This window comes from Salinibacterium sp. NK8237 (assembly GCF_015864955.1).
GTDB lineage: Bacteria > Actinomycetota > Actinomycetes > Actinomycetales > Microbacteriaceae > Rhodoglobus.
This window is the reverse complement of record NZ_JADYWE010000001.1, coordinates 136019-149273: the sequence shown is the minus strand read 5'-3', so window position 1 is coordinate 149273 and position 13255 is coordinate 136019. Positions and strand designations below refer to the sequence as shown.

Annotated in this window: 11 protein-coding genes; all 11 read right to left on the bottom strand. The window is 59.1% G+C overall.

Annotated features, from left to right (window positions below; genetic code table 11):
- Positions 1–14: 14 nt before the first annotated feature.
- On the bottom strand, positions 15–476 hold the full coding sequence (locus I6E56_RS00770; RefSeq protein ID WP_197135444.1) for a cell division protein SepF: 462 nt from the start codon (positions 474–476) through the stop codon (positions 15–17).
- A gap of 36 nt (positions 477–512) precedes the next feature.
- Entirely contained in the window at positions 513–1199 is a 687-nt protein-coding gene (locus I6E56_RS00765; protein ID WP_197135443.1) for a YggS family pyridoxal phosphate-dependent enzyme, read from the bottom strand.
- 5 nt (positions 1200–1204) lie between these two features.
- The gene (gene ftsZ, locus I6E56_RS00760) at positions 1205–2362 is read right to left on the bottom strand and encodes a cell division protein FtsZ (protein ID WP_197135442.1); all 1158 of its coding nucleotides are present in this window, start codon (positions 2360–2362) and stop codon (positions 1205–1207) included.
- A 177-nt stretch (positions 2363–2539) separates the two neighbouring features.
- Positions 2540–3571: an FtsQ-type POTRA domain-containing protein gene (locus tag I6E56_RS00755; protein WP_307842705.1), complete on the bottom strand. Its 1032-nt coding sequence runs from the start codon at positions 3569–3571 to the stop codon at positions 2540–2542.
- Positions 3558–5003, bottom strand: a complete 1446-nt coding sequence (gene murC, locus I6E56_RS00750) for a UDP-N-acetylmuramate--L-alanine ligase (RefSeq protein ID WP_197135441.1) — start codon at positions 5001–5003, stop codon at positions 3558–3560. The genes I6E56_RS00755 and murC overlap by 14 nt, the downstream gene beginning before the upstream one ends.
- The gene (locus I6E56_RS00745) at positions 5000–6094 is read right to left on the bottom strand and encodes a glycosyltransferase (RefSeq protein ID WP_197135440.1); all 1095 of its coding nucleotides are present in this window, start codon (positions 6092–6094) and stop codon (positions 5000–5002) included. The genes murC and I6E56_RS00745 overlap by 4 nt, the downstream gene beginning before the upstream one ends.
- Positions 6091–7488, bottom strand: a complete 1398-nt coding sequence (gene ftsW, locus I6E56_RS00740; protein WP_197135439.1) for a putative lipid II flippase FtsW — start codon at positions 7486–7488, stop codon at positions 6091–6093. The genes I6E56_RS00745 and ftsW overlap by 4 nt, the downstream gene beginning before the upstream one ends.
- Positions 7445–8989 (bottom strand): UDP-N-acetylmuramoyl-L-alanine--D-glutamate ligase, encoded by a 1545-nt coding sequence (gene murD / locus I6E56_RS00735; RefSeq protein ID WP_197135438.1) that lies wholly within the window; start codon positions 8987–8989, stop codon positions 7445–7447. The genes ftsW and murD overlap by 44 nt, the downstream gene beginning before the upstream one ends.
- Positions 8974–10071: a phospho-N-acetylmuramoyl-pentapeptide-transferase gene (gene mraY / locus I6E56_RS00730; RefSeq protein ID WP_197135437.1), complete on the bottom strand. Its 1098-nt coding sequence runs from the start codon at positions 10069–10071 to the stop codon at positions 8974–8976. The genes murD and mraY overlap by 16 nt, the downstream gene beginning before the upstream one ends.
- Entirely contained in the window at positions 10068–11471 is a 1404-nt protein-coding gene (gene murF, locus I6E56_RS00725; protein ID WP_197135436.1) for a UDP-N-acetylmuramoyl-tripeptide--D-alanyl-D-alanine ligase, read from the bottom strand. The genes mraY and murF overlap by 4 nt, the downstream gene beginning before the upstream one ends.
- 37 nt (positions 11472–11508) lie before the next feature.
- Complete coding sequence (locus tag I6E56_RS00720; protein WP_197135435.1) at positions 11509–13242, bottom strand: penicillin-binding protein 2; 1734 nt, start codon at positions 13240–13242, stop codon at positions 11509–11511.
- Between the last annotated feature and the right edge of the window lie 13 nt (positions 13243–13255).

Below are 13255 nucleotides of genomic sequence, written 5' to 3'. Positions count from 1 at the left end.
GCCGCACAGCTGAATTACTGGCCGAAGAATGAAGCGTCGACGTCAGACTCGACTTCAGCCTGCTCACCGCTGACCGCAACGTGGGCGGGAGAGAGCAGGAAGACCTTGCTCGTCACGCGCTCAATCTTTCCGTAGAGGCCCTGCGAGAGTCCGCTAGCGAAGTCGACAAGACGACGAGCATCTGGCTCGCTCATCTGCGACAGGTTGATGATTACGGGGATGCCCTCGCGGAAGTTCTCAGCAATAAGCTGAGCGTCCTTGTACTGGCGAGGGTGCACCGTCAAAATCTCGTTCATCTCTGCCTCCGCAGTGCTGGGTGCAGCGCGACGCAACGGAGTAACCGGGGCACGGTTAGAACTCGCTGGTGCGGGTGCTGCTGCAACAGGGGCAACCGGCGCGGCTGGTCCCTGCTCGTACTCGTAGTCTTCATCGGCGAGGCCGAGGTAGACCATTGTCTTGCGCAGTGGGTTGGCCATGATAATCCTCCGAATGGTGAAGCTTCTGCTTCGAGATTAACCATGGTCGGGTCGTTTTCCCGTGATTGCCGTGCCAATTCTTAGGTGTGTCGCGCCTTCGGCAATAGCCTCGGCGAAGTCTCCAGACATGCCCATAGACAGTGCTGCGGCATCCGGATGGTTCAGCTGCACGCGCTCGGACAGCCCCCGCAGGGCGGCGAAGGCGGGCTTCGGGTCGCCGTCTAGTGGCGCGACCCCCATGAGGCCACGGAGTCGCAGCCCTGGCGCAGCGGCTACTCGGTCGGCAAAGCCTTCGAGTTCGGCCGGCACTACCCCACCGCGACCGGAATCGTCCGTGAGATTGACCTGAACGAAAACATCAAGCGCGCTTTCTGCGTCGTCGCTGGCAAGCGCGGTGATCAAGGAATCGCGATCCACAGAATGCACTGCTTGGCAGTACGCGCGCACTTGACGTGCTTTCTTGCTCTGCAACTGACCGACAAAGTTCCAGCGCAGATCGAGGTCAGCTAACTCAGCCGCCTTGGGTTGCGCTTCTTGGTGACGATTCTCGCCGATGTCACGAACGCCCAGCGCGTGCAACTGTCGCACGAGGCTCGCCGGATGGAACTTGGTGATCACGATGCGCGTAATCGACGACAGGTCGCGGGATGCCGAACGTGCGGCATCCGCGATCCTGTCGTCGACCTCTGCGAGTCGTTCGCCTAACGGAGTCAGGTCGACCATCGCGCCTACTTCAGGAAGTCAGGAACGTCGAGATCGTTGTCGTTCTCGTCGTCATCATCAAAACTGCGGTCGATCGGAGTCGCAGGAACCGCGCTCGGCTGCGACTTCCAGTCGGTGTCTTTGCTCGGCGCCTTTTCCTCTGCCGCAATGTGCTCGGCCGGGGGCTCAGGAACAACGTAGTTGGTACGGCGACCCTCTACAGGCTTGGCGGACGGCTCTCCACCGTCGAAGCCGGCAGCGATCACTGTGACACGAACCTCGTCACCCAGAGTGTCGTCAATGACGGCACCGAAGATGATGTTGGCCTCACGGTGAACAGCTTCTTGGACAAGGCGAGCGGCATCGTTGATCTCGAAGATACCGAGGTTTGATCCACCCTGAATCGACAGCAACACGCCGTGCGCACCATCGATGCTGGCTTCGAGCAGCGGTGAAGCCACAGCAAGTTCTGCCGCTTTTATGGCCCGGTCGGCCCCGCGTGATGAGCCAATACCCATCAGTGCAGAACCGGCACCCTGCATGACCGACTTGACGTCGGCGAAGTCGAGGTTGATCAGACCAGGAGTCGTAATAAGGTCTGTGATGCCTTGAACTCCGGCAAGCAGAACCTGGTCGGCGGTCGAGAACGCTTCGAGCATGCTGATACCGCGATCGCTAATCTCGAGAAGGCGGTCATTGGGAACGACGATGAGGGTGTCGACCTCATTCTTGAGGGTCTCCACTCCGATCTCTGCCTGAGACGAACGGCGCTTGCCCTCGAAGCCGAACGGCTTCGTGACAACACCAATCGTGAGTGCGCCAATCGACTTAGCGATGCGGGCGACGACGGGAGCACCACCGGTGCCCGTTCCACCACCCTCACCAGCGGTAACAAAGACCATGTCGGCGCCCGCAAGCGCCTCTTCGATCTCTTCGGCGTGATCTTCGGCGGCACGTCGGCCAACCTCAGGATCGGCGCCGGCTCCAAGTCCGCGCGTGAGTTCGCGACCGACGTCAAGCTTGACGTCAGCATCGCTCATGAGCAGCGCCTGGGCGTCGGTATTGATCGCAATAAACTCGACGCCTCGCAGGCCGAGCTCGATCATCCGGTTGACAGCGTTCACGCCACCGCCACCGATGCCGACTACCTTGATGACTGCGAGGTAGTTCTGGTTTGATGTCACTTTTCGGCCTCCACTGGAAACTATCAACCTCGACTTGAGGTTTAAAGTTATGCTCAGTATGTATTTCTTTTGTTGAGAGTATGCGGACAGCACCCCACACGGATGCACAACAGGCCGCGTGTCGGAAAGTGTTCTGGCAATTAGCGACCTTGCCGCACACTCAGCGCTTGCGAAGGGCTAGCTGGGACGGAAAATGCCATTGCTGGGAGCCGACACATCGAACTCGCCAGCTTCATCCGCATCCCTAATGGAAATTAAACTCTCGAGCACTGCCGCTTTGCGGGCCGACTCACTCGCGCTCCCCCACACCACACGCTGACCGACTCCAGTGAGCACAAATGACACATCGTCCTTAGTCGTAGCGGAAACGCTCTCCACTTGTGCGCGAAGGTCAGTCGGCAGAGCTAGCAGCACTTCAGTCGCCGCGGTGAAGGCGGAGCTCGAGAGCTCTGCGCCACCAATATCGATCAACGGAACCCCGGCGATTTGCTCCGCAGACTCCTGAATGGTGATTCCGGCGGGATCAACCAAAGTGTAGACACCATCGATTTTCACCGAACCGATGGGTTCCCGCTCGACGATGTGAACGAGCAACGTATCCGGGGGCACAATCTCTGTGACATAGCTGCGGATCAACGGGAAAACCGAAAGCTCTTCGTTGATCGCGTCGAAGTCCAAGAGCGCGAGCGGTGTTCCCTGTTGCGTCTCGACCGCAGTTTGAATATCCGCCGGGTCAATGCGATTCGTTCCGTCGACCACGACCGTGCGGAGTGCAAGGATCGGAGAAAAGACCGCAACCGCAATGAGTGCGAGCAATACCGCGACGAGGCCGGAAACAGAAAGCCAAACATAGCGACGAGTCCGTGCCCGACGAGTGAAACGACGAAGCTCCGCCTTCTCTGCGCGCTTACGTGCGCGCGCCGCGCGACGCAGCTCGCGCTTGGCGTGCACCTCAGGGTTCGGTGCACTGCGAACCGCACGAATGCGTCGACGTGGTTCTCGCTCTGGTTTCGGTGCCGGCTTCGGCTTACTCTCGTGCGAAGTGTTCACTGAGGGCGAGTGCAGCGGGGCTACTCGCTCAGCTTGGCCGCCGTCGACATCCGTTCGCGTCGTGTCCTTTTGCGACCGAGCTGCACGCTTTCGGCGAGACTTCGTCGGAGGCGGATCAGGCTGAGCAGCAGACTTATCGAACCCTTCAGGCCTCTTCACTCGGCACCTGATCTGCGACCGTCTCGGATGCCGAAACAACGGGATAACGATCGATCGCTGCGACAAGTTGCGGGATGATGCGGTAAACATCACCACAGCTCAGAGTCATGACAATGTCACCCTCCCGAGCGATCTCAGCGACGCGTTGCGCCGCCAACTCCCAGTCGGGCTGGTAGTCGACACGCGAAGGATCGACGAAACCAGACGATACGAGTTCTCCGGTGACACCGGGAATCGGGTCCTCACGCGCACCGAACACTCCAAGAACAACGGTGTGGTCTGCCAGACGTTCGTAAACCTCGGCAAATTCAGGTGCCATGTCGCGGGTGCGGCTAAAAAGATGCGGTTGGTGCACGGCGATCAATCGGCCATTGCCCAACACACTGCGGGCACCGCTGAGGGCCGCTTCGACCTCGGTGGGGTGATGAGCGTAGTCGTCGTAGACGCTCACTCCATCGACAACAGCATGCAGCTCAAAACGACGCTGCGTGCCCGCAAAAGTAGAAACCGCGTCAATAGCGGCTCCCAGTTCGTGACCAAGCCCGACGAGTACTGCAATCGCTCCTGCAGCGTTGAGAGCGTTGTGGTGCCCAGGGACAGCGAGCTGCACGCGCTCTTCGCGACCGTCAACCACGACGGTGAATGCCACAGGGCCGAGAGACGTGACGGAATGGATGCGCACGGTCGCGTCATCCGCCTCACCAAACGTCACCACATTGTCGTGGGTGAGTCGCTTGGTCACCCGAATCGCGCCAGCGTCGTCGCTGGAAACAACCACGGCTTCAGTAGCGCGCGAAGCGAAATCGACGAAAGCATCATCGAAGGCCTCGTGAGAGCCATAGTGGTCGAGGTGATCTGCATCGACATTGGTAATTAATGCGACAGCCGTGGAGTACAGCAAAAATGAACCATCGGACTCATCGGCTTCAACCACGAAGAGATCGTCGGTTCCTGAGCCTGAACTGGTGCCAAGACCCTGAATAACTCCACCATTCACAAAGCTCGGCGACGTGCCAAGCTCGCGCAGCGCAGTGATAATCATCCCCGTCGACGTCGTCTTGCCGTGCGCACCCGCAACGGCAACTAGGCGGGTCGATCCCACCAACCAGGCAAGGGCTTGAGAGCGGTGCAAGACCGGGATGCCACGCTCAACCGCAGCGAGATACTCGGGGTTATCGGGCCATAGTGCGCCCGTGTACACGAGAACTTCCGCATCACCGAGGTGAGCGGCGTCATGCCCGATGGAGATCGTTGCCCCGGCAGCGCGCAGCGACTCAATGTTGGCGTTCGCTGCCTTATCGGAACCTGTGACCGTAATTCCGGCATCCAAGAACATTCTGGCGATGCCACTCATACCTGCGCCACCGACACCAACGAAGTGCGCCGAACGCAGTGGTCCGGGCAACGGCATAGACAAGTCAGGAAAGATCATGATGTCAATGGTAGATCGCGGTCGAGGGCCAGATGGACGAGTTCGAGCATCCGGTCAGTACCATCCAGCGAACCAACGCTGGAGGCGCGGGCGGCCATGTCTGCGATCAAGGCCCGCTTGCGCAACATCGGAACAAGGTCCGAACCGACCCATTGAGGAACAAAGCTGGAATCCATGACGAGAATTGCGGCCCCAGCCTCGACTGCGGTACGAGCATTGAACTTCTGCTCGCCGTTTCCCACTGGGTAGGGAACATAAATCGCGGGAATGCCCAGCCCGGTGAGCTCGGCAACCGTTGACGTGCCCGCGCGTGCAATCGCGAGGTCCGCCGCTGCCAGCGCCAGCTCCATACGATCGCAATACTTGACCACAACGTAGCCCGGGAGTTGCTGATCGTCGACCGCATCCCGATACTCCCCCGTGATGTGCAGCACTTGCCAGCCCGCGCCCAAAATGCGCGTGATCGACGCCGAAATAGTATCGTTGATGCGCTTAGCTCCCGAAGAACCACCGGTCACAAGAAGCGTCGGCTTTTTAGGATCAAGGCCGAAGAAGCTATCGGCCTCGGTGCGTGCCGCAAACCGATCGAGCTTCTCGATTTCGGCGCGCAGCGGCATCCCCACAACAACGCCGCCACGAATTGGCGTGCGATCGAAAGCGGTGCCGACAAACTTCGTAAAGAAGGAACCAAGACGGTTCGCAATGCCCGGGCGACTATTCGCCTCATGGATGACTAGGGGAACCCCAGCTTTGCGCGCAGCCAAATATGCCGGCGCCGCAACGTAGCCGCCGAAGCCGACAACAACGTCCACACCGCGCTCAGTAATGATCGCGACTACCTCGTCGATAGTGGAGCGCAGTCGCGCCGGAAACTTCAACGCCGCCCGGTTCGGGCGACGCGGAAATGGAAGCTTCGCAATCGTGAGCAATTCAAAGCCGCGGGCAGGCACCAAACGAGCCTCTAGCCCTTCCTCGGTGCCCAAAATCAGCACCTCTGCTTCGGGTTCACTCCAGCGAATACGTTCGGCTACAGCAAGCAGCGGATTCACGTGGCCGGCGGTTCCTCCGCCGGCAAGAAGATAAGTAGTCATCGGCGTCCTCGTGCTCGATTTGCCGCCAGCATGCGGGAGCGATCTGCTGCAGTCTGAGTGGGTGCCGCAGTTGGCGACGCTGTCGGCGATGCTGCGGATCTCGTTCCTGCTGAAGCACCCGCCGCGTCGGAGGGCCGCGGCGAGGAGCCAGCCGCCCTGTGCTCCGATCTCGCAAACGACAACACTATTCCGATAGCCAACAGTGTCGCGATGAGCGCAGAGCCACCCGTCGATATCAGCGGCAACGGCACGCCAAGCACGGGAAGAACTCCCAGCACCACCGCAAAGTTCACAAAAGCCTGACCGACCGTCCACACCATGACGCCCGCGGTCGCGATGCGCACGAAGCTGTCGTTAGTAGTGCGAATGATGCGGATAAAGGAGATCGCCAAAACGACAAACAACAGCAGCACGACAATGGCACCGATGAGTCCGAGTTCCTCGCCAATGATCGCAAAAATGTAGTCGTTGTCGGCGTGAGGTAGCCAGCCACGCTTGGAAATCGAGTTTCCAAGACCACGGCCAAAAAGTCCGCCGCCAGCGAGAGCCCAATACGCTTGATCAATTTGCCAGCAGGAGTCTAGGTAGTCGACGTCGGAGCATCCGTTCAGCCAAATATCGATCCGCGATGTGCGTGAACTGCTAGTGGTAGCGAATAGCACCGCTCCGGCGATTACAGCCAGCACTCCGATCGACAGAAATTTCAGCCGGACACCGGCAAATAAGAGACAAGCGAAGACGATGAGGAGCATGATGGATGCTGTTCCCAAGTCATTGCCGACAAGAACGAGTCCGATGGCTACGCCGGCTACGGGCAAGACGGGCAGCACCACCTGACGCCAGTCACCCAGCATGTCTTGCTTCGTAGACAGGACCCAAGCCACCCAGACGATCACAGCGATCTTCAAGAACTCAGACGGTTGCGCGCTGAAAGTCCCGATCTGGATCCAGTTTTGGTTACCGCCGTATCCGAGACCGATTCCGGGCACAAAAACAAGAAGCTGCAGGACGGCGCCAAGGATGAGCCCAGGGAATGCCCATCGCTTCCAAAACCTCGTCGGGGCCCGCGACGCGATCAGCATCAGCGGAATTCCGATGAGAGCGAACAATCCTTGGCGAAGGAAGCTGCCGAAGAACCCCTCATCCGCGGCATAAGACTCCACTGATGAGGAGGAGAGCACCATCACGAGCCCGAAAATAACGAGGAAGAGCGTTGTGCCTAAGAGCAGAAAATAGTTGCTCGATTCGCCCGCGAAAATGCGCTTGACCGGCACACGAGCCGATATGCGGTCATGTAATTTCGGCGAAGCGTCTTCGGGCGCTGCGGCGGTCTGCGAAGACTTCGCCCCGCTACTCGGCCGTTGGGGTCGGTGTGGTCGCTGAGGAGGCGTCATCGTCGTTCCCTCCTACTCGTTCGAGCACTGCTGCTGCGAACTTGTCTCCGCGATCTGCGTAACTCGTGAATTGATCCATGGATGCTGCCGCTGGCGCCAACAAGACCGTGTCGCCTTCGGTAGCGATTCCGTGCGCCATCTCGACGGCACGGGGCATCACGTGATCAGTGTCAGTCGAGTCAACCTCGAAGACCGGAATCTGCGGCGCGTGTCGCTGGAATGCCGCCTGTATTGCCAGCCTGTCGTTACCAATGACGATTGCAGCCTTAAGTCTCCGAGCGTGTTTCTCAATCAAGGGAGCAACATCAATTCCCTTGAGCAGGCCGCCCAGAATCCACACCACAGGGTCGGCCGCGGAAAGCGATGCACTCGCGGCATGGGAATTAGTGGCCTTGGAATCGTTGATCCAGGTCACTCCCCCACTGACAAGCACGACCTGATTGCGGTGGCCATCGATCTCGAAACTAGCTACACCCTCACGCACCGCTTCGATGCTTACGCCGGCGGCTCGAGTGAGTGCACTCGCCGCGAGAATGTTGGCGACCATGTGCGGCGCCGCAAGGTTGCGCTGGCGCAGCTCGTCGAGCGTGAAAAGTTCGAGGGCAGCGTTGTGGCGGTCATCGCCGAACGCGCGGTCAGCGAGCAGGTCGCTGACAATACCGAAGTCGCTGGGACCCGGCGTATCGAGTCCGAACCCGATTGCACGGCATCCGTCGACCACGTCAGCATTTTCGACCATGGCCAGCGTCTCGGGCACCGCGCGATTGTAAACCGCGGCAACTTTCGTGTTGGCGTAGACGGTCGCTTTTGCGTGCGCGTATGCCTCACGAGAACCGTGCCAATCGAGATGGTCGTCAGCAAAATTGAGACAGACGCTAGCGAGCGGTGAGATCGCACCAGCGCCCTCGCGCGGCATCCCGTGAAGCTGAAAACTCGAGAGCTCAACGACGAGAAAGTCAAAGCCATCGGGGTATCGAATCGCGTCGAGCACCGGAATACCGATGTTGCCGACTGCACCCGCCCGGAAACCGGCCGTTGTCAGAATGTGGGCGGTCAGCTGCGCCGTGGTCGTTTTGCCGTTGGTGCCGGTGATGGCAATCCATTCGGCAGGCGTGCCTGTTTTGTCGCGCAGACGCCAGGCAAGTTCAATCTCGGTCCACATCGGAACAGCGTTAGTGCGGCACCACTCCACGAGAACGTGATCGAGCGGATAGCCAGGCGACACGATGACGACGTCGGGGGCATGCGCGGTGAGCGCGGCAAGCTGATCGTCAGCGCTGCCGCCGAGTTCCAGCTCGGCACCGATGACCTGCACCATTTCGACGCGATTGTCGGATGCCGCATCCGCGATCACGAGAACACGAGCCTTGAGTTCGGTGAGGGTGTCGGCCGCTGAGAAGCCGGTCGCCCCCAGCCCGAGGACCGCAACGCTCAGTTCGCTCCAGGCCGAGTTCCAGCTGGTGAATGAGTTGAGATCGCGCACGACTACTGATTGATCCATTCAAGATAGAAGGTTCCGACACCCGCGGCGACGAAGAGCGCTGCGATCAACCAGAAGCGCACTACTACCGTGACTTCTGCCCAGCCTTTGAGTTCGAAATGATGATGCAGCGGACTCATCAAGAAAATGCGTTTACCGCCGGTGATCTTGAAATAGGCACGTTGCAAGATGACGGAGCCGGTGACGATAAGGAAGAGACCACCGATGAGGATGAGCAGCAGTTCTGTGCGGCTCATGATCGCGAGAGCAGCGAGGGCGCCTCCGAGACCGAGCGAACCTGTGTCGCCCATGAAGACCTGTGCCGGCGAGGTGTTCCACCACAGGAAGCCGATGAGCGCGCCGACGATCGCCGCGGCAATGATGGCGAGGTCAAGCGGGTCGCGGACCTCGTAGCACTTGTAGAGCACTTCACGATCGATGCTTGGATTGCTGCACGACTGATTAGCTTGCCAAAACCCGATGACGATGTAGGACGCGATCGCGAAGATCGCTGAACCGGTCGCGAGGCCGTCAAGACCGTCGGCGACGTTCACACCGTTCGACGTGCTGACGATGATGAGTGTCACCCAGATCGCGAACAGAATGGCACCGGTTACCACGCCGAAGGTCGCGAGGTCGAGCCAATTGATGTCGCGCAATCCCGAAATCATTGAGGATGCTGGCGTGAGTCCGCCAGGATCGGGGAAGTTGAGGGCGAGGGCCGCGAAACCCGCAGCGACGATTACCTGACCAGCAACCTTTGACCAACCGCCAAGGCCGAGGCTGCGCTGTTTGCGAGTCTTCATGAAGTCATCAATGAAGCCAATGATGCCGAGACCGACCATGAGGTAGATCACGAGAAGGCCGGAGAGAGTTACGGGCTCACTAGCAACCCAATGTCCGACGAAATAACCGATCGTCGAGCCCAAGATGAAGACGATTCCGCCCATCGTGGGCGTGCCACGCTTCGTGTGATGACTCTCGGGACCATCATCACGAATGAATTGGCCCCACTTCAAGCGCACAAAAAGGCGAATAAAAAGCGGAGTCAGCAATAGCGTGAAGAAGAGGGAGAAACCCGCAGCGACGAGAAGAGCGATCATGCGCTCACCCCGGCAATCCGGTCACCCAAGTGCCGCAGGCCGGCTGAGTTGGAAGATTTCACCAGCACGACGTCACCTTCTCGCAATTCATCACGCAGGACAGCGTATGCCTCTTCGACGTTATCGACGAGGACCGACTCTCCATCCCACGAACCTTCAAGGCCGGCAGCGTTGTGAATGTGACGGGCCGCGTGGCCGACCACAATGAGTTTTTGCACGTTCAATCGCACAATGAGTCGGCCAATTCGATCGTGCTCATCATTCGCGTAGTCGCCCAGTTCAGCAATTTCACCCAACACCGCGACGGAACGGTTTTCGGGGCCCACAACCTGCACAAGGGTCTTCAACGCAGCCGCCATCGAGTCGGGGCTCGCGTTGTACGCGTCGTTGATGACAGTGACGCCGCCCGGAGCCTCTAATAGCTCCATCCGCCAGCGTTCGGCACGCTCAATAGATTCCAGCGCCGCCACGGCACGCGCGGGATCAATGCCCAGAGCCCGTGCTGCCGAAATCGCAGCCAACGCGTTCGTCACATGATGCTCACCGAGAATGCGCAACTGCACCGGAATCGACTCATCTCCGATGCGCAAGACAAACGACGTTCCCCGAGCGGAGGCCTCGATATCGTCTGCCCACAGATCAGCACTCGAGTCGAGGCCGAAGAACGACACTTTCGCCTCCGTCTGCTGCGCCATTGCTTTTACGCGACCGTCATCGCTGTTCAATACTGCGGTCGCGGTGGAAGGCAAGTGAGAAACCATCTCTGACTTCGCCTGCGCCGTCACTGCGGCATCCCCAAACTTTCCGATGTGAGCGAGACCGACCATCAGTACGATGCCGACATCAGGCATGACGATCGACTGCAAACGCGTGATGTCGCCAAGGCCATCAGCACCCATTTCAACGACAAGAAACTTGGTGGACTCCGAGACATTGAGCATGGTGATCGGGGCACCAACGTCGTTGTTGAAGGACCCCTGTGGCGCTACAGTCTCGCCCTCCCTTTCAAGGATCGCGCGAAGCATGTTCTTCGTCGTGGTCTTGCCGTTGGAGCCCGTTACAGCGACAACTGTGAGGACGCCCCTGCTGCGAACGGAGGCTACTACAGTGCGCGCTAAAGCTTGGAGAGCCGTTACCCCGTTAGCGACGATGATCTGTGGCACATCAAGGTCAAGCGGTTGTTCCGCAATGACAAGCGCCGCACCGTTCTCAACTGCCTTCGCGGCAAAAAGGTGGCCGTCGGTGATTTCACCGCGGAGAGCGAAGAAGAGGGAACCGGGAGTATTGAGCCGAGAATCAGTCTGGACGCTGCTCGCGAGGATCCGTTGCTGACCGTCACTGCTGTTACGAAGCTCTCCGCTGACAGCGGTGGCAATCTCGGCAATGCTCAGTTCGATCACGGGGTGTGCTCCAGGGGTAGGTAAACGCGGGGGAAGCTCACCAACGCAACGGCAGATCCGGTCCCGAAGTTTCTGACGGGGTAACGCGGTAAGTGGTGAGCGTTTGGGCCATGATGTCGCGAAACGTCGTGGCAATGGCGCCGGAATATATGCTATCCGGGATACCCGCTGTCGCGATCACAATGTACTCAGGGTCCTCTGCAGGAGCGAGTCCCGCGTAGGAAATCACTACGCTGTTGCCGTAGGCTCCGTTCTCCGCGACTTGAGCCGTTCCACTCTTAACCGCTACCCGATATCCGGGAATCTGCAGGTTCGGAGCCGAACCGCTTGAGCTGTAGACCATCTCCATCATCTCCAGAGTCTGATCTGCTGCTGTTTCAGAAATAACCTGGGTTCCCTCGGTGGAAGGCGTATCAGTGACCGTGCCGTCTGGCCATTCGCAGCCCTCGACAAGCACAGGAGGAAGGCGGACACCGTCATTGCCTAGCGCTTGGTATGCACTCGCCATTTGAATGGATGTCGTGCTGAGACCCTGACCGAATTGAACGGCATAGTTGGTGCGCGCATCCCAGTCTTTGGCTTCGTAGAGCGCGCCACTGGATTCACCGTAGAAACCGATACCTGTCTTTTCGCCGAGCCCGAAGGCCTGCAGATAGTCGTGACGAGAGGCGGCATCCAAGAGGTCGGTGTACTGCGCGATTGCCGTATTCGACGACTCGACTAGTGCTCCCGCAAGAGTCAGTCGTTGGTCCTCGTGATAGAAGGAATCACTGATCGTTCCACCACCATTGGTTAATTCGAGTGCGTAGGGCGAGACGACTTGTGTTTGCTGGTTAGCGGCTCCTGCATCGATCAGAGAAGCGGCCGTGAGCGCCTTCACCGTCGAACCGGGTTCGTAAGGCGTGCTGAACGCACGCGAACCCAGAGCGCCACGATCCGCAAGGTCGACGTTATTGGGGTCGACCGTCGGCCAATCGCTTACGGCGAGCAAATGCGCATCGCTAACACGCATGACAACGCCCGTCGCCCACGTAGCTCCCAGTGCTTCGGCGGTCTGTGCCATGCGTTGCTGCACGTAAAACTGGAGATCCCTATCGATCGTCAGGGCTAGCGTGCCCCCATCTTTCGCTTCAATGGTCTCCACGTCGCTGCCCGGTAGGGCTACTCCATCCTCGCCGCGGGCATAGCTTGCTTCAACGTCTTCGCCGGCCAAGCATTCATCGGCCGACAGTTCGACGCCAGCCTGCGGGCCATCGGTACCAATGAACCCCACAAGGTTGCCCGCAATCTCACCGTTGGGGTAACTGCGTTCGGGGCTTAGTTCGTAATAGAGCCAGGTGATACCCAGTTCGAGTACGGATTGATACTCATCGAGAGTGATTCCCTGCGCCAGATATTCAAAGTCCGACTCCGGGTTATCGAGAATCATCGCGAGCATTTCATCAGGGTCTCCCCCGATGATGTCGGTGATCTGGACGAGGTCCTCGAGCACCACAACGGATGCATTCTCGCGCAACAGAGTTACGCGCGGCGAAATGACGATATCGAAACGCTCAACGCTATCGGCCAAGATTGCGCCGTTGGTATCAACGATGTCTCCGCGCGTTCCGTAGCTCACGCTCGTGAGAGTGCGTTTTGTGTCCGCTTCTGCATTGAGCGTGTCAGCTTGAACGATCTGCAGGTCGACGAGACGAACCATGAAGACGCCCGTCAACACCACGATGGTGAGGATGACGAATGAAACTCGCGCACGAGTTGAGCGTGGTTTCATCGGTCCTCCCCAT